General features: G+C 39.1%; 4 protein-coding genes. All 4 read right to left on the bottom strand.

Annotated features, from left to right (window positions below; all coding sequences use genetic code 11):
• Positions 1-298: 298 nt before the first annotated feature.
• Positions 299-2386, bottom strand: a complete 2088-nt coding sequence (locus QP953_RS07020) for an OmpA family protein (RefSeq protein WP_309554439.1) — start codon at positions 2384-2386, stop codon at positions 299-301.
• A 332-nt stretch (positions 2387-2718) separates the two neighbouring features.
• The gene (locus tag QP953_RS07015) at positions 2719-17148 is read right to left on the bottom strand and encodes a gliding motility-associated C-terminal domain-containing protein (protein WP_309554437.1); all 14430 of its coding nucleotides are present in this window, start codon (positions 17146-17148) and stop codon (positions 2719-2721) included.
• Between the two features lie 354 nt (positions 17149-17502).
• Positions 17503-19881: an OmpA family protein gene (locus tag QP953_RS07010; RefSeq protein WP_052598253.1), complete on the bottom strand. Its 2379-nt coding sequence runs from the start codon at positions 19879-19881 to the stop codon at positions 17503-17505.
• 32 nt (positions 19882-19913) lie between these two features.
• On the bottom strand, positions 19914-20840 hold the full coding sequence (locus QP953_RS07005; protein WP_052598254.1) for a type IX secretion system membrane protein PorP/SprF: 927 nt from the start codon (positions 20838-20840) through the stop codon (positions 19914-19916).
• Positions 20841-20916 lie beyond the last annotated feature (76 nt).

The raw sequence follows: 20916 nt of genomic DNA, 5'->3' as shown, positions 1-20916 counted from the left end.
TTCTGTCTTAAGATAATTGTATTAGATGAGGCGGGGAAATTGACAAGCTAGAAAAAGAAATAGTTTTCAGTTAAAAAATTACATCTCTTCTGATCGATTAGTTCTTTAGAGTTGTATTTTGCTTTAATTCAGTTCATTAGAAACTAAATTAACAAATTTATTCTAATAAACGTTAAATATTTACTTCTTTTCTGCTATATAATTATCTTCTATAATAAGCATTAATAGAATGCGGCTATGGAGTTCCAATCATTATTATAGTTTTGGAATTGAAAGAATCAACAAGTTTATTACCTACTTATTGTAGCTTAAATTCTACTCGCCTATTGATTGCTCGATTTTTATCTGAAGTGTTTTTTACCAAAGGTCTTGCTTCTCCATAACCAACTGCTTTGAGCTTTTTAGGCTCTATTCCTTTGGCGATTAAATAAGCAACAACAGCAGCAGCTCTTTGCTGAGAAAGTTCTAAATTATAGGCACTACTCCCCTTATCATCCGTATGACCTGCAATTTCAATCGTAGCACCTTGGATGCTTTTTAAAGTTTTTGCCAAACGGTTTAACTCTAAATAAGAGGAAGGCTTTAAGACAGCTTTGTTAAACTCAAAAAAGATATTATTCAGACGAATTTCTTGTCCTTTTTCAATCGGAGTTAAATACAAATCAACTGTTTGTTCTTTATAATTATCCAAATCTACTAAATCAATAAAATTGCTAATGGGATAAAACCCCTCTTTTTCTGCTTGATAACTATATTGATTTCCCGCAGGTAAGACAATTTGATACCTCCCTGTCATGGGGTCTGAGCTAGCTACTCCTAAGTTCGAAGCCTTTAAATTGGCCGTAGAATCATTTAGAATTTGGTATTGAATAGGCACGGCCATTGGTTGCTGGGTTTTGGCATTAAAAACCCTCCCCTTTATCAAAACAATTGGCTCTGGTTTTTCTGGGTTTTCAATGCTCCAAATATCTCCTCCAGAACTAATATAAGCCTGATCTCCCTTCGCCGTTAAATAAAAACTTAAATCTTCTTTAGAACTATTTATTTGAGGTCCCAAATTTTTAGGTATACTCCAATTTGTCCAAGTATCATCTAAACGCTTGGTTACAAATATATCATGCCTTCCATAGCCTAAATGTCCCTGTGAGGCAAAATACATTGTCTTTCCGTCCGCCGCCACAAAAGGATTTGCTTCATTTGCAAAGGTATTGACCGATTTTCCCATATTCAAGGGCACCGACCATGTATTATCCTCTCTCAAAAAACTTACATATAAATCTTTTTGTCCTTCGGAATCGTCTCGCTGCACGGATAAAATAAGTGTCTTATTGTCTGTACACAAAAAATACCCTACATAACGATTTTTATTGTAATAATTCTTAATTTCTACTGCTTGAGGTATTGACCACCCTTCTGCCGTTTTGTGTGTTATTGATAAGCCGTTTCCACCTTGAGAGCCATCTTCATTATACCTATTGGCAACAACCAAACTATTGTTATCTGGCGAAACAGAAACAACAAAGTTCGCCCCGTCATTATTCAATGGTTTTCCAATGTTTTTTAGTAGAGACCATTGGTCACCTTCCATACGTTGAGTAACCCAAATATCATTGCCCTTTTCAATGTTTTCAGGATGATCGTTACGACATACATACATGGTATTCCCGTCCGCAGACAAAATTGGTGCTAGTTCGGCATAATCAGAATTAATTTCCTCTCCTAATCGAACTCGCTGTCCAATTTTGTTGGCATTTTCAACCACCTGAATTCCAGAAGGTCGCTTGGTCACGGTGATATAATCTATTTCTACAGACATTTTACCTCCTAAAAAAAATGCTATACGATTTCCATAATTACTTCCGCCTACACTTTTTCCCAGAATCTTTCCGTTGATCGCATAAGTCATTATTTGTGCATCTTTCTTTATCTCCAAGACATTATACTCAAAAACTTTATTCAAAGCTTCTTCATCTTTATAATTCGCCAAAATATGGCTGGCATTGTTATAAAAATTATCTACCTTAAATTGCCCTCTTCCATTGATCAGCAACTTCTTAAAATCTCGATTGTCTTTTGTCAATCCTACCACCAAACCATATCCAATTCCTGTGCTTCCTGCAATTTGACGCAATTTAATTTTTACGGTAAAATCTTCTTGATTAGGCATTAGGTTGTCTAAAACTCTATTCAGCCGTTGGCTTACATTATTTTTATTTTTAATATAATAATGACCATCTTGTATTTTTATCTTTAGATTATTATTATCTATTTCATACCATTCCAAACGGTTATCATCAAAGTTATCATTCAATAATAAACTATCTTGTGCAAAGGTGCTTGTAACAATAACACAAAGCACCCCTATTATTCCCATTAATCGTATCATATTAGAGGTTGTTTAGAGAGCGAGGTCTAAAGAAGTAGTGGTCAAATTTTAAATAATAATGTCTTTCTTATCCATTGGTTACAAATTAAGGAAACAATCAGAAAATACGGTACCATAAAAATAGCGATTTTTAGTACTGCTACTTGCTTAACGAACTGTTGTAGTGTTCTTTTTTTTCTGCCCACTTATTTATGTATCAAAATTTTAATTTTCTAAACCTTCTCATAAAAAGGTCTTATCTGTTTTTTCAAAAAAATAAGCCGCAAGTATCTCAAATACTTACGACCTATTTATGATTTTGTCACAAGAGTATTAAGCGATTAATACTGTCTCTATCTTCGGATTTCAACCGATCCTTGTAATGGTTCTTCGTCTCCTATTTTAAGAATATAAAAATAAGTAGCATCGGGCAAAGGTTTGCCTTCATGTGTTCCATCCCATTGATTGTTGTACTGATCTGTTTCATACACTAGATCTCCCCAACGATTAAAGACCAATAATTTTGCGCCTGTTAAATTACTCAAACAGGGAATTTCAAACACATCGTTTGTACCATCTTCATTAGGTGTAAAAATATTGGGCGGTTCACAATCACCTATTGTTGACACAGTAATATTAACCCATCCTGTGTCACAACTATTGGGACAATCAGGATTACACAACTCATAAATAAAGTATTGATTAGCAGTATCTCCTAATTGTAAAGTCAAATCAAACAATCCATTATTTAAATTAAGCAACTGACCACTGGTTGTTGGTGTGTTGATATAAATATCCCAATTCGTTGTCAAAACATCATTCGGTAGTACGTTAATGGTTGTTGTGTTCCCTGCTGTAGCCGTAAAATTATCGGCATTGGCAATCGGAGCGATTCCTCCTTGAATGACCAAAACAGTATCACTAGAATAAACACCACAATTTCCACTTGATAGTGTCCATACCAACACCGTTGTATCCTGTTGAAGGTTAGTTACTGCTGTTGTCGAAACGCTATCATTTAAAATCACGGCAGAAGTATTCGTGCTCCACAAACCATTTCCAAAAGTAGAATTAAACGCTTGCAAAGGAACCGTATCCAATCCACAAGCTATTATATCTGCTCCTGCAAAAGCGTTATCACTAGGAATATCATCAATCGTTACAAGCATCGTATCGGAATCATAAATTCCACAAACACCGTTATCTAATGACCAAACAAAGGTATACAACTGCCCCGATTGCAAACCCGTTACTTGTGTATTGGGGCTAGTAGGGTTATCTATAACAACCCCTATACTAGTTTGAGCACTGCTTTGTGTCCAAGTTCCTGTACTGCTGCTTGGCATGTTGGCTGCTAATACTGTTGTCGTCATGTTACACCAATTTTGGTCAAGTCCTGCAAAAGCCGTATCTGCCCCAATAGGAACAACTGTAATTACAACAGAATCTACGACCGATGCATTACAACTATTGCTTGTCACAGTCCAATAAAAAGTATTTGTTCCTATAGGAATGTTTAACAAAGTAGTATTGGAAGCATTAGGATTAACAATTGTAGCACCACTATTGCTTGTCCACACTCCTACATTGGGCAAAGCAACAGGATTAGCATTTAATACTGTACTATCCAAACCGCATAAATTTTGGTCAAGTCCTGCAAAAGCAGCAGCAATACCACTTCCAAAAACACCAACAGTTGTGCTATCCAAAGAACGAACACTACATCCATTCGTAGTAATCACCACATAATAACGCCCAGTATCTGCATAACTAATATTCCCCAAACTAAGTGGCGTTCCAAATCCTACACTATTCCCTGTATTTACATGAAACCATTCGTAATTAGCAGAAGCAACAGTAGAACTGGTAGACAAGGTCACCGAGTCCCCCATACAAACAGGTCCTGTATTGCTCACACTTGGAGCTAAAGGTATGGGATTAACTAGTACTTCCATCGCACTTATAGGCGATACACACCCATTCGCATCACTTATGCTCAATGTATATGTTCCTGCGGTATTCGCGCTAGCAACAATCGCTGCGGGTGTTTGCAAGCTGCTACTATAAGCATTGGGTCCCGACCAATTGTACCCACTAGCTGCTGTGGTAGTATTTAACACAATCGACTCCCCTTCACACAAAGTAAGTGTATCCGTTAAGTTAGGAGCTAAAGGTGTTGGGTATACTATAACGGTTGTAGAATCTATGCTTTCGCAACCATTCCCTGAAATAGCACGAACGTAAAATGTTGTATTCGTTGTTCCCACGGCTGCATTGATAGAGGTTCCTGTTCCTATCTGACTACTAGTTGACAGATTAGAATTAGAGTACCAAGTAATTGTACTTGCCGTAGAACCAACAACAGAAACACTAAGGTTGACACTGTCATTACTACAAACAGAACCACTATTTACAACTGCAACAATATGAGGTTGTGGTTCTATAACAATGGTAATAGTATCCGATATACTTCGGCACCCTGTAAGAGTATCGATACAGACTGTATACCAATCTCCCCCCAAATAGTTGGCATTTCCATAAGGAATAGCTGTACTAGAACCAATTGTCCAAAGTACATTGTTACCGCCTGGACTTCCCAAAGTTGTGGCACTATTTCCATTGGGTCCAATCCATTGAGACTGACCACATAACCCTGAAGAAAATAACTCTAAGGTATCTCCTTCGCAAATAGGACCATTATAACTAATCGTAGGCGCCGTCGCCACTCCATTAACGCTGACATAAACAGAAGTGTCTCTAGACAAACAACCATTATTATCTACTACAATCAAGGTGTATCGCCCAGTGTCATTTAATGTAGCGGAAGGAGTAACAATTGGATTCTGAACACTATCAACAAAACCATTGGGTCCAGACCAATAATAAGCATTAGCAAGGCTACTTGTTGTCATAACAATTGGTTCCCCCTCACAAACTGCAAAGTCAGCTGGTACAACGGGTGCTGTACTTGGCGGTAGAATCGTTACGGGAGTAGCTATTGGAGCGGAATGGCATCCAACGCCATTCGTTATCACCAAATAAAATGTAGAATCTGTTGTTATGTTGGGTATTGTTGGATTTTGCCCCGTTCCTGCTACGGTATCCAATGCCAAGCTCGAATACCAAGTGTAGGTGTGAAATGCATTAACAACATTGGTGCTGAGCACAGCATCTCCTCCGATGCAAATAGGACTATTACTAAATGTAGCTTGTGTATCTGGCAAAGGTGAAATAATAACCAAGCTAGCATTAGAAGTACTAAAACATCCTGTCGTAGTATCTATACATCTTAACACCCATACCCCCCCCACATAATTGGTATCATTAGGTAAAATGAAGATACTGGAGCCTGAGATTGCAAAGTTAGGCCCATTAGGCCCTACCCATACCATTGAGTCACAATGATTGCTCGTACTATCAGCATCCAAGAATAAAGTATCGCCTTGGCAGATAACATCAAAAGGCTTGATATTGGGTTCTGCTGGCAAGGTATCAACAGTTACTATTATTTGGGCACTATCGGTCGTACAGCCATTAAGATCGTCTACTGTTAAGTAATAAATTCCTGCATCTGAAGTATCGGCATTCGAAATAACAGGGTTAGCTTGACTAGATCCAAAGCCATTAGGACCACTCCAATGATACGCTGAAGCAGTAGTGGTAGTAGTCAAAATAATGTCCTCTCCTTCACAAACACTCAAATTACTAGGAACTATAGGGGCGGGTCCCGCAGGACGCACTAAAACAGTTGTTGGAGTGGGTACTGAGCTACAGCCTCCTGACGGAGTTACGACGACATAGAATGTCGTATCAGCTTGCAAATTATTGACAAACACTACGAAACCATTAGCACCTACAATGGTGTCTGTCATCAGAGAATCTCTACACCAAGTATAGGTTCCTACGATAAAGTTGGTACTCAATATTGCTCCCTCTCCAATACAAACTGGACCATTGTTGGTTACAACAGGTGCAAATTTAGAACGAATGGTTATATTGACTGGTGCAGATGCAGCTTCACAGCCTGTTATCGTATCCAAACAGAAGGCTTGCCATGTTCCTGCTTCGTATCCCGTACTATCTGCTGCAATACTCAAATTATTTCCAGAGAAAATATTTCCTAATGGACTAATCCAATATACTGAATCGCAAGCACCAGATACGCTTAATAATAAACTATCTCCCTCACAAATACTTAGCAGTCCTGTAATCGTGGGAGAACTAGGTGTACGGTGAACAATTACATTCAGACTTGTATCTAAAGAAGCACATCCATTGGTATCTATAATCGATAAAGTATACACACCTGAATCCGCAAGGCTTACTCCCAAAACCATTGTATTTTGAGTAGTGTCAACAAAACCGTTGGGAGCTGTCCAAGTATACTTGGGTGCTAAGGAAGAAGAAGTCAAGAACAAAGTATCTCCTTCACAAATAGGCGCATTACTACTAATAGAAGGCTTGGGGGTTGGTGCAAAAACATTGACAGTAGTAGAATCTATTATAAATGAACACCCGCTAAAGGTGGTTACTTCCAAATAAAAAGTCGTTGTCGTGGTTATTAAGACCTTTATAGATTGCCCTGTATCGACCGAAGTATTGTTTGCCAGCTTCCAATCATAAGTCACCCCTGTAATTGGTGTTGTTGATAAAATTGCAGAATCACCAATACACACTGGTCCCGAATTGGCAATAATTCCTGACAAAGGCTTTTCTATAATATCTACATTGACAATATTAGACAAAGATTGGCAACCTGTGATTGTATCGATACATAACATCTCCCAGCTTCCATCTCTATAATCGGGATGATTAGAAGGGATTACTAAGGTAGTAACAGTAGAATCGAATGGAGCCCCCGAAGGTCCTGTCCATCTAAAAATATCACAAGCAGCGGATACATTTAAGATCAAATCATTGCCCTCACAAACAGGTCCATTATGACTAAGAACGGGTACCGTTGGATTGCTCTTCACAATAACAACAATGGTATCCTCAAAAGAAAGACAGCCATTATTATCAACAATAGATACTATATAATTTCCAGCATCAGTCATCGTTGCATTATTAATTGTTGGGTTTTGTAGAGATGATGTATAACCTCCTGGTCCTACCCAACTATAATTGCTGCCATTCGTCAAAACACCCAATTGTATCAAATCTCTTTCACAAACTTCTACCGTATCTTGATACACAATAGGTGTAATACGAGGGTGCAAATTCACAGTCGTGTTAGCGACCGGTGACAAACAACCATTGGTACTTACTTGCTGTACATAAAAGGTTGTATCGCTAACAATACCTCCTACTGTAATCACAAGGCTACTATCAATAACATTGGTCAACAAAGAATCTGCATACCAAAATGTTCTATTTCCAGAAGATCCCACTACAGATAATTCAACCGTATCCCCCATACATACGGGACCATTGTTAATGGCAATAGGTCTAGGAGGGATTGGATCAATATTCACCAATACTGTATTAGAAACCGCAGAACATCCAGTCAAGGTATCGTAACAAATCAAATACCAAGCCCCATTGACATAGTTACTATCATTGGGGTAAACAATCGTTTGGTTCAAGCTCCCTCCTTGTGTTGTTATTGGACCAACCCACAAAGCACTGTCACAGATAGTTCCACTTGTTTCAATAACAACAGAATCTCCAGTACATATACTATTCGGATTTAACAAGGTCAATCCCGTATATGCGTTTGTATGAACTGCAATATGAATACTTGTATCGGGGGAAAGACAACCATTGCTATCTTCTACCAATAATGTATATAAACCACTATCCGCTGTAGTCGCTGTGGCAATAATAGGATACTGCCTATTTGAAGCAAATCCATTCGGACCTGTCCAATAGTAAGTATAAGGGCTCGCATTGGTTCCCAATAATATACTATCTCCTTCACAAAGTAAGGTATCAGTAGCAAAGATATCAGGCGTTGTTAATGGAGCTACTACAATTACTGTTGTAGAATCAATGGTTGAACAACCAGCCAAAGTTGTTCCTCGAACATAAAATGTACGATCTGAAGTTAACAGTCCTGTATTGGCGACATGTCCTGTTTGGATAATTGTTGTCAATAAACGATCCTCTGCCCATTCGTAAGTTAAGGCTCCTTGTTGAGGAACAGACAACGTAGCCGTGCTGTTACTACAAATCGGACCATTGTTACTCGGTAATAAACTAGCGGGTAAAGTATTAATCGTAATATTAGCAGGCAATGACGTATCCGATACACATCCTGTAATTGTATCGGTACAAATTACACGCCATGCCCCAGAGACATATTCTGCACTGTCAACAGGTATAATTAAAGTTGAACTTCCAAACACATCCAATGTAGTTCCTATTGGAGAGAACCATGTTGACAAGTGACAAGCCCCTCCTTCCAAATGAATGCTATCTCCAAAACAAACGTTATTTGCAGTAGTTATTGTAGGTTGGATTGGCACAGTATTGATATGTATCCGTATGCTATCTGTAGACTGGCAACCTGAAGTATCTGTAATCGTCAAACTGTAAAATCCTGTATCCAATGAGGTCACGGCAACAATTGGGTTACGTTGTATGCTGCTAAAACCATTCGGACCTGTCCAATTATACGCCACTGCATTGGTAGAAGTTTCTAATCTCAACGAATCATTCTCACAAATCGTATCTGATACAGCATCAACATTAGGTGGAGCAGGTAGCGCATTAACGATCACCTGAACAGAATCTAAAGCAGAACAACCATTAACAGCAACAACACCATAAAACACCGTATCTGTAGTAATCCCTGAAAGGGTAATACTAGAAGTATTGGCAATTAATAATATTGGGTTCTTCGCGTACCATTGATAATTGGCACCACTAACCAATGCCATGCTTAGATTTAAATCCTCTCCTGCACACAACGGACCATTTTGTGTAATAACGGGTGGATTAGGAACGGTTCTAATAGTTATGGTAATTGTATTCGAGACACTTTGACAGCCTGTTGCAGTATCCACACAAATTAAATTCCAATCTCCTGCTAAATAATTAGCACTAGTATCTGTCAGCACCAAGGTATCTCCTCCCTCAACCAATTGATTCAAAGGATTTACCCAAACCATACTATCACAAGTAGTTGCCGCAATCAAAATCAATGAATCGCCTCTACAAATATTCGTACTTGGACTAGTTATACTAGTTGCCGCTAGTGGAGGGACGACAATTACTCGTACAGTAGTATCTTCCGATGGGCAGCCTGTAGTATCTATCAATTCTAAAGTGTAAACCCCATTATGAATAGATTGAGCAGGAGTTATAAATGGATCTTTTTGATTGGAGGTAAATCCTGTCGGTCCAGACCAATCGTAACTCCCCCCTACAGGCACAATGGTAGCAGTTGTTAAAAACAAGGTATCGCCTTCACACACAAGTATACTATCAGGCAATTGAGGTGCTGGCAACGCACGGTGTACGAATACTTGTGTTGTATCGGCACTCGTACAACCATTTACCTCAATTTCTAATCTAAAAGAACGATTACTGGTAATATTAGGCACCACAATCTCATTTGCGCCCCCTACAAGTGTCAAACTTGGCAAGGCTATCCAATTGTAACTAGCGCCTGCAACAACTGGTGTCAATAGTCTAACAGAATCCCCTACACAAACAGGACCGCTATTCGATGCCACTGGGGATGCTGGAGTAGGTCGCACTGAAGGACTATGATAAGTTGGCAATGAGGCACACCCCGTTGCATTATTGATCCCAACAACATCCCAAGTAGCAGTATAATCCAATGAACCAAACAAAAGTACTACCGTATCACCAGTATAAGTCGTTCCATTAGAACTCAACCAAGTATAGTCATCGTTTCCTGTTGCGACAAGAATTAAACTATCTCCATGACAAGGATTATTATCTACAACAGTAGGAACATTGGGCAAAGTATTGACAATTACTTCAAATGTCGTGTCAGGTGTAACGCAACCGTTCAAATCAATAATTCTTAAACGGTATGTTCCACTATCTTGTAATGTCGCAGAAGCTTTCATAGGCATAGCGGCATGGCTAGTATTCCCTATAGGGTTCCTCCATTGATACCCCAATGCTGGTGTTATCGTTGATGCTCGTAATGTGTCGCCTTCACAGATGCGAATTGTATCTGGTGGTATTGGAGCCATAGGAGCAGGATAAACAGCAATACGAGCACTATCTCTGTCGGAACAACCATTGACAGATATTGTCAAGTAGAATGTTGTATCAGTTGTTATATTCAAAAATGTAGCTCGATTGTTATTACTAACAACTATATTCCCTGCTGTTGTCCAGGTATAATTTGCATTAAACACAGGGAAAACACCCAAGCGTACACTATCTCCTATACAAACAGAGTCTCTTCCTTGTATGGTTGGGAAAATAGGTTTGGGGCGTATTCTTACAGTATCAATAGTAGAAGCAGATGCACAACCTGCTGCATTGACACAAATTATATTCCATGGACCATTAACATAATCAACACTATTGGTATCAATTCCTAACATTGGACTTGTTGTGCGGTATTGATTGCCTAAAGGACTGATCCAATAGATCGTATCACAAATGGAACTAACGCTCAAAAGGATACTATCGCCTTCACATACAGGGCTATTGGTATTGGTAATAGGTGCAATAGGTAGTTCATTGACAGAAATTTGTACGAATGCAGTATCTGAAACACATCCAAAACTATTGGTTATAACCAATGCATAACGACCAGAATCCAATACACCAACAGGATAAATAAAAGGATCTCTTTGGTTGGAATTAAAGCCATTAAATTCGTGTGCCCATTCATAATTAGCTCCCGATGAAGGAGTATTAAATTGTAGGGTATCTCCTTCACATACGGGACTATTGCTTATAATAATCGGCAGACTAGGTTTTGGGTTAACAGTTGTGATTACTCGACTAATTGGAGAAGGACAACCATTGACGGTTTGAACTAAAAATACAGTATCTGTCGCAAACAAATTATATCTCAGCAAGGTATCAAAAACACCCAAACTCACATTTTGATTAGAATCTGCAAACCATTCATTTATTGCTCCTATCACGCTAGGCGCTATCAAAACAGCAGAATCACCAACACAAATAGGGCTATTGCTACTAACAATAGGTTGCGGTGGAGAAGGTTGCATATTGATAAATATAGGAGCCGATTCAGAACGACACCCCGTTAGTGTATCAACACAACTTAGAGTCCACAAGCCCGTTTGATGATTTTGGAAAAAGGGTGGAATCAACAGAATCGTATCTGTTGTTCCAATTGTACTAATTGGTCCATTAAAATATAAGCTATCACAAGTTCCTCCACTTGCTTCCAAAATTATTGTATCGTTAAAACATAGCGTTCCTCCTCCTAATAAAATAGGTGCTGTAGGTGATGGGTTGACATAAATTCTAATAGAAGTATCTCTAGATACACAACCATTGTTATTTTCAGTGTATAAAGAATAAACGCCATCGTGAACCGTTCCTGAAATTGGAATAATTTGGAACTGTCCTTGTCCTGTCCATCCATTAGGTCCTGTCCAATTGTGCTGATTAGCAGAAGTAAAAGATATGAGTTGAATGTCTTCCCCTTCACAGACAATCGTATCCAATGCTCGAATATCTGGAGCAGGAATTGGAGCGGGATCTATCAATGAGATATTTGTCGATGTCATACAACCATTCCCATCTGTAATACTAGCCGTATATGATCCTGCCCTTAAATTTGTAAGGGTACTAGTTGTCGCTCCCGTAGACCAAAGATACGTATAAGTACCTGTTCCCCCGTTAACAGTCAAAGCAATCTCACCGGTCGAATCTCCATGACAAGTAATTCCAACTATCGATGAAGTAACGGTAACTGGTGAAGGAGCAACCAAGGTCTCTGTATCAGTTACCGTACAACCATTTCCATCTGTTGTTGTTACTGTATAAATACCTCCACCAAGATTATTGATGGTCGCCGTATTTTGTCCTGTAGACCAAGCATATGTTCCTGTCCCTGTTCCCCCTGTTGAAAAGGCAGACAAGCTCCCATCTGTTGTATTATGGCAAGAAATATTATTTAAAATAAAGATATCTACGTCTAATTCTGGTGGTTCTGATAATGTTTCACAAATAGTTGCTGTACAACTATTAGCATCCGAGACCGTCACACAATAAGTAATATTAGCTTTCAAATTATTAACCACTGCACTAGTTCGGTTATTCGCCGCAGCATTCCACTGATAAGTGTAGCCTCCTACCCCACCACTAGGAGATACCGAAATAACACCTGTTGTATCTCCATGGCAATTTATAGGAGCGGTAAATGTAGTGAGCGTTATTATAGCCGGTTCATTAACAATAATAGAATCTATCCCTTGACATCCTAATGAGTCCGTTGCTGTTACATAATACTTTCCGACCGCCAATCCTGTTGCTGTTGGACCTGTCTGACCATCTGACCAAGTATAGTTATACGGCGAACCTACAGTATATGGAGTTCCGCCCTGTGCTAGTGCAGAAGCACTTCCATCATTACCACCATTACAAGATACGTCTGTTGATGAGATTGTATTAATGAATGTTACCAAAGCAGGTTCTTGAATGGTAACACAAACCACATCGGAACAATTTGACATGCTCTCCGTAACAGTAACACAATATGTTCCTGCTGCCAGTCCAGTAGCTGTGGCTGTTGTCTGGTTTCCAGCAGCAGCATCCCATTGATAGAGATAACTAGTACTACCTCCACCGACGCCTCGTGCCGTTGCTTCTCCTGTCAATTCGCCTTTACAAGCTACATCTACTTTAGAAGCAATACTCGCTGTCACAGGAGATGATACCGTAATTTCAGTAATTACATCTACAGGACAAGCATAATACGTTTGTCCTCCACTGCTTAGTCGTCTAGATATAGTAGCTCGATAGGTTGTTGTCGTTGTAGGTACTGCAATAAAAGAATCTGGTGTAACTTGGGTTAAACCACTAGATGGATTCCAAACAACTGTATCTAAACCATTTAACCCCAACAATTTAATCTCCGATGTATCTCCTATACAAATGGTATCGTTAGGCAAAGGCAATACATTTGGATTAGGTACTACATGCAACCAAATGGTATCCCTAGGAGATGGTCCACAACAAGCTGAATGAACATACAATTCAATCACATGAAAACCTGCCACATTAAATGGTATACCCGACACAGTGGGTATATTACCTGGATTAGATGGGCTTATGGCTGTTGTAAAATTCCAATAAATAGTATCCGTAGTATTAGAACTCGTAAAGATAGGCATATCTCCTATACATACTTGAAATGTATCTGCTCCACCTAAAGGTACTGCTGTAGTTGAAATAGTTGGTTGTGCAGGACCAGGGAAAGCGATGTTTTGAAAGCCTCTGTAAATCCCATTCGGTCCCGTTCCATTCCTAACCGTATAACGTCCTGTATTTAAATAGGTTGTCACTCCAGGATTATCACTACTATTATTCGGCATTGCCGTTCCTGCAACAAGATCAAAATTCCAATTTGTATTTCCTGTACCTGATGGCAATGTTGTATTTCTAAATCGTACTTGTTTGTTACTGCAATTAATATCTTCTACAACAATAGTTGGTTGCCCTGATAAATTAAATGCCGAATCACGTGCGGCTGGTACAACTCCTTTTCCATCCCAAAAAATATTTACTTCGATACCGTCAGCACCTTCTCCACCACGACCGCCACGACCGCCAGTACCGCCAGCGCCACCATTTCCACCTCTTCCCAACTGTGCCAAATTAGACACACCACCAGCACCACCAAGACCACCTAAGCCACCATTACCACCACTGCCCCCCATAGCACCATCACCTGCACTACCAGCTTCTATATAGCAATCCTCTATAAAACCATTGGAACCATTATTGGTGATATAAATTCCAAATGAAGCACCGCCACTTCCACCACCAATACCACCAGCACCACCAGCGCCACCAGCGCCGCCGCCACCGCCACCATTTCCATTTCCAGATGGAAGTAGCCCACCGCCGCCACCGCCGCCGCCGCCGCCGTCTCCTCCTTGACCATTTTGACCATTAGACGCCTTTCGGATTTGGTAGACTCCTCCTATATGTTTTCCTGAAGCTGCATCGGATCCTCTTTCTCCATTCGCTCCAGGACTCCCAGGAAAACCATTTCCCCCGCCAGTTCCTGTTCCAAGCAAAAGTGTACTTCCAGAAGCACCACCCGAAGAAATTTGTCCACCTCCTCTTGGACCGCCACCAGCACCACCTGTACCACCGCTACCAGCAGCACCAACTACTGGCAAACCTCCAGCACCACCGCCACCGCCAGCACCGCCATGCATATTAGGGTATACACTAGAAGCCCCCATTCCGCCATTAGAATTTAGTGTACTTCCTCCCTGACCTCTTGGTGGTTCGGGTGGCAAACCACAAATCCCAAAACTTCCCCCACCGTTTCCTCCACTTCCTCCATCTACAAATACGCCTAATAAACTTCCAGAAACGCCAGTTGCTCCATTTCGACCATCTAAATTGCTTGATCCAAGAGGACCAGCCATTCGACCGCAACCATTCATTCCTACAGTGCCATCAGCAGCATCTCCAGCTTCTATTTCAACACGAGTAATATGGTAATCTTCTGCACCATTCAAATACAAGCCATAAGTCGAAATGCCCGATCCAGCAGGAGCATCATCGGTAGTAATGGTTAAATCTTGCAAACGAAAACCTTTGACACCAACAGCTTGAATGGCAACTAAGCGCTGGTTTAAGTTCGGTTTTCCATCAGGATTGGCTACTGTTCTATGAATGACAGTTCGCCCTTGGTTACTTGCTTTTACCCAGTTGATTGTTGGCAAAAAGCCACCTTCTAAAGTAATATTATCATATAAATTTAAAGCTCGGTTTATTGTATAAACTCCCTCTCCCATTTTGATAACCACGTTACCACAAACTGCACGTCGCAGAGCCTCATTTAAATTAGTTGGATTTGATTTAGTTCCTTTACCAGAATTAGGTGCTAAAGGAGTAACATAAATTTCAGGGCAAGTAACAGCAGGCGGATTAGGAATTACCCTTAACTCTATTGTATCTTCTGCCATACAAAAACCACTCGAAGTCTGGGTTTTTAAAGCAAACTTATAATTCCCTGGGGAGGTGTACATTCCAAAATCCAATCTGGATGTGGAGCCATTAACACTTCCAGAAGTGCCATTCGTAAAAACAGGATGCCCTGTCGCTGTTGTATTTAAATCAGACCAAGCAAACAGCAATCCATCTCTATTCACACCTCCAATTAAACTTACAGAACCACCACCACATACATTTCCTCTATTCGGTAGAATATCGACCACGGGATCTTCTACTGTCACGAGGACAGCATCTGTTGTTGGCGGGTCTCCATTCGAGTAAGTTAATGTCACTGTATAAAGCGTACTATTACTGACTGTTGCTACAGGGTTAGCAATATTGGGGTTCGATAAGCCAGCTGTTGGTTCCCACTTAAAACTTTGTACCGCAGAAGAAGTTGTTCTTGCATTTAGATTGGCTTGCCCTCCTTTGCAAATAATAGTATCTCTTCCTGCATCAACAGCACCCCCTGGTGGTGGCAAGGGAGGAACATTAATCACATAAACATAAGTACTGGTTGCATACAAAGGGCATTTATTATCAAATATTTTTACTGTAAATTTATGACTACGTCCTGCGTCACTAGAGTTTGGAGTCCAAGAAAAATTTCCTTCTACTTGACTAGGCACAGCATTCGTCGCTACCGAAAAATTAGCGCCTGGAATCCCACGATTCCAATTCATTTTCACTGTATCTCCTATATCTGAATCTGTACCTTCGACAACAAATGACAAAGGATTTCCAACAGTAGCAGTTGCTCTATAACTAGTTGTTACATTGATTCCTGAAACAGTTGGCGAATTATTAGAACTGTTTCCTTTCGCTAAGTATTGAACATCTCGAACAACCGATCCTACTTTTACACCTCCTCGATACTCTTCTACCAAAACACAAAAAACAACTTGCTGATTGGGAGGTGAGGTAGTTCCAAACTCCATCTGTCCTGTTTCAGGGTCTAGGGTCATACTTGGCGAGGCATCAATAGGGTTCGTTCCAGAAAAACCTGCCCCTGTATCATAATCCACAGGCACTCCTGGGCTTTCCATACAATCCACTAAAGAATATACCAATGAATCACCATCTGTTTCTAAAACGCCATTATTATAAATATAAGGATTGTTTCGCTCGCCTATCGTTTTAGGAATAGCCAAAAATTCTGGAGAATTATTTAATAAGCCTGCCGCATTATTAATTTCTGCATAAATATACAATCCTCCTGGAGCCGAATTAAAAGAACTAATGGTTCCTGATCGACAACAATGCTGCCAAGATACTGTTGCATTATTACACCCCACAGGCAATGTAAATGTTCCTTTGTAAACATATTCTTCCACACCAAAAGGTCCCCCTCCACTACAAGACGTATTTCCTGACGTACACTTTGGAGTAATATCTACTCGGCTTACAAATGCAAGGTTGATGCTACCTGAACTTGGAGAACAGACACCCGACCAGTTGACAGTTTGAGAAGAAAGTGACAAAGGAGTACTGGAGCATTCCCGATACGCTGTCAAGGTCACTTCGTACGTGTTGGTTCCTAAACACCGATAGGTTAAACTAGCACCAAAAACAGCAAAAGAAATTGGAGTAAATAAAAAATATAATGGAATTATTAAAACTAATGGTATCTTCTTTATCATTATAATAAGCTTTTATTAAGGGACGTAAGCTATATATATTTATTAATTTAAACAATAGAACATAAGACATTAATGGATAAAAAAAGGATATTTAACCAAATACTGTGCTGTAAGTCCTATATGTTATCTATAATTGTTTTTTATATTTCAATAGTTCATCAAAAAAACGAAGCATTATCGCAATTAAACTTTCACTATCAAATCAATACAAATATTTTTTTTTATCTTTTATTCATAAACAACAAACAAACTATTAATATTTATAATTAATATTTAAAAACCCGAAAACCTGAACAATTACACATTGTAATATTTTCAGACTTTCGGGTTTTAGAGCATTGATATATATTATTTTTATTCAACTTTTTCAAACTTTGTAATAAGGACTTCTGTTCTCCTATTTTCTTGATGATCAGATTCAGAGCAAAATGTGCATTTATTCTTCAAGCGCTCCTCTCCGTAGCCTACTGCCTCTATCCTATTCGCTGCAATGCCTTTTTTAACTAAATAATCCTTAGCGCTTTCTGCTCTTTTTTGTGCCAACACTTGATTGTACGCATCAGAACCTCTAGTATCTGTATGAGAAGATAGCTCTATTTCCATAGATGGATATTTATTCATAATAACCACCAAATCTTTTAAATCACTGGCGGCATCTGGGCGGATATTCCATTTATCATAATCATAAAAAATGCTCTTTAGCTCAATAACATCCCCCTCTTTGATAGATTTTTCCACCTCTTTGTTTGTTAACAAAAAGGGATCTCCTAAACGATCAAAATTAGGTTTCATTTCCATCTCTAGTTCGATTCCTCTATTACAATCATCTTCCGTCAACAAAGAGATTACTTGATTATCGCCAAAAAACTTATTTTTCTTAGATTTAACGACATACTCACAACCACATTCTAATGGGAAGCCAAATTCTCCATTGTCTGCCACTTCCATAACCAATTCTTCACCAGAACAACGGTTTAATAAAATAACACTTGTTTTAGGTAGAGGTTTATCGTATTCCACATTTAATACTCTTCCTTTGACGTGCGTAGGAGGCAGTGGTGTATTGGGATCATAAATGTAATTGACAGGGGGAATGTCTGTTGTATTGTACATTTTTCGAGTTGATGTACTGACAACAACCTCTTCTTCCAAGGCAATCGTTCCGTCTCTAGTTAAACCAATACAATATTCATCTAACCCATCTATATCTTTAGGCATAATAAAGTAATCCGAAACCGTCAAATAACCTTCGCGAATGACTTCTATAAAATAAGGGTCTCCTGCTCTTAACTTACAAGTAGTATATCCATATTCATTGGTAATACTTTCTACAGCGGGTTCTTCTCGTTCTGTGTCTCGTTTGACACTTACTTTGGCTTTGTCTAAACGCAATCTAGAATCATCGTCATAAATACAAACATCAATATTCATACTTGGCAATGGCGCTACTCCGTCCAAACCGTCTTTTATTTTGAAGTAATACAAATCATCCTCTCCACTACCTCCATCTCGACTAGAAGCATAATATCCCTCTGTTTTATCTTGGTTAATAATCAATCCAAAATCGTCTCCAGGTGAATTGATAGGTGAGCCCACATTGAAAGGAAACTCCCACAAAGAATCGGGGTGGTTATAAACTTGTGTTGCCATAAAAATATCCAACCCTCCCAAACTAGACCAACCGTTGGAAGCAAAAAACAACGTTCCATCTTCGTGAATGAAGGGGAAAACTTCATCTCCAGGCGTATTAATTCTAGATCCCAAGTTAACAGGTTTCTGCCATTTCCCTGCCTTTAATCTAGATGCCCAAAGATCCATTCCTCCATAACCGCCTTTCTCATTGCTTGCAAAAACTAGAATCGTTTCATCTTTGGTCAAAGCTGGATGTGCTTGATCTACATCTGCCTTATTAAATGGAAACTCTCGTTCGTTCGTCCATTCTCCACTGACAAAGTCAGCCATGTACAAGTTTAGTTTTGTTGTACCATCCTTACTTTTCCCTCGTTTTCCTTTGTAAAAATCATTTCGAGTAAAATAAATTGTTTTTTGATCCTTGCTAAACACACTAGGACCTTCGTGCAACTCCGTATTTAATTCATCAGCAAATAACTCAGGCTCTTCAAACGAGCCATCTTCGGCTCTTTTGGCATAATACAAATCCATGTAATTATCGTTCAACCAACGGTCTCTCTGTTCGGTTTTGTTACGAGTTGAAACGAATAAAATTCCATCATTATAATACATGGGGCTAAATTCTAATTTAGGAGAATTCAGCACCTTTTCATTTTTGAGTTCTACAGGACCAATAGAACGCAATTCTGCAATTTGATTACAAGCTTCCCAACCCATTTTAGCACGTTGGTCATAAGGTTTACCGTTCGCTTTATCTTGTAATTGCTCATCACAAATCCTAAAATGATTTCTAGCTTCTAGATATCGCCCATTGGTCTGTAATGCTTGTGCATAATATAGATGAAATAATGGTTCATTATCTTCTTGTTCTATCAAAATGCCGTACAATCTCTCTGCACTACGACTATCGCCAATTTTTCGGCTACTTTTGGCCATTCGAATCAATGTTCGACGATCTAGCTTTTCAATATCCTCCTTATTTTGCATTTCCAAATACACACCGTAGCCTTTGGACTCAAATTGTTTTTCTGCTCTACTTTTTTGTGCCCAAAGCGTTGGTGTAAAGAATAGGATAAAAATTATGTATACTATATTTTTCATTCAAAAATAAAATTTGTCACACCGTATTATGGTTAAAAAAATCGAGGATTATTTACTTTTTCCGTTTTCTTCAAAAAACAATACTCTACCATTACTTCTATGGTTCCTGCATTGTATTGTTGCAGTTGACTAACGGTAATATCATAAGCAAATGCAATTTGTAACGATGGCGCAATTCTCCATTGAAGCATCATATCAAACGAATCTCCCAAGCGGTACGTTACCCCTGCCAAAACTTTTTGAAAAAAGACAAAACTTAAGTTAATATCTAAATCCAACGGCGCATTAACCACATACTTAAACAATAAATTGGGTTGTATTTGTACATTTTTGGCAATATCAAAAGATAATCCTCCCATTAAATAATAGTGTTGCTTAAGTTTGGGTTCAATATTAACCGTTGTATTGGTGCTAAAATCTAACTTATTCTCAAAAAGATGCGGTACCGACAAGCCTCCATACCAATGTTTGGCTTGATAATAAATTCCTGCTCCAAAATTGGGCAAAACCTTACTGGTCATTCCTCCTGGAATAGAGTTGTCAAAAGACTGCGTAGGATCGGCTTCATCCCATCGAATTTGCATGTATGAAATGGAGCCTCGCAAGCCTAAGCTTAAAAAGTTTTCGTTCTTAAATCGAATGATATAGGCATAATTCGTCTCTATATCCACTTTATCAGTGAATCCAATTTGGTCATAAGTGACAGAAAGACCTAAACCCAATCGCTTTTTCCATACAGCTCCATGTGCATTCAAGGTAGCCGTTTGGGGAGCTCGTTCAATCCCAATCCACTGTTTTCTATACAATGCAGATAAACAAACTACTTTTTTACTGCCTGCATAAGCAGGGTTGTAGTACATTTTGTTAAACATGAATTGGGTATACTGTGCATCTTGTTGCGCCCAAGCTGTTGCCCAACACCCACAAATTATTATAAAAAGGAAACTATATCGTCTCATATTTTTGATGCGTTTTGCTTACATTTTAGTTTTAACATTAGTCCGCTTCATTCAAATACCACACTAATTTTTAATT

It is taken from the genome of Aureispira sp. CCB-E, assembly GCF_031326345.1.
In the GTDB taxonomy this organism is placed as follows: domain Bacteria; phylum Bacteroidota; class Bacteroidia; order Chitinophagales; family Saprospiraceae; genus Aureispira.
Note: the sequence above shows the minus strand (reverse complement) of the source record. Positions and strands in the feature narration are given on the sequence as shown.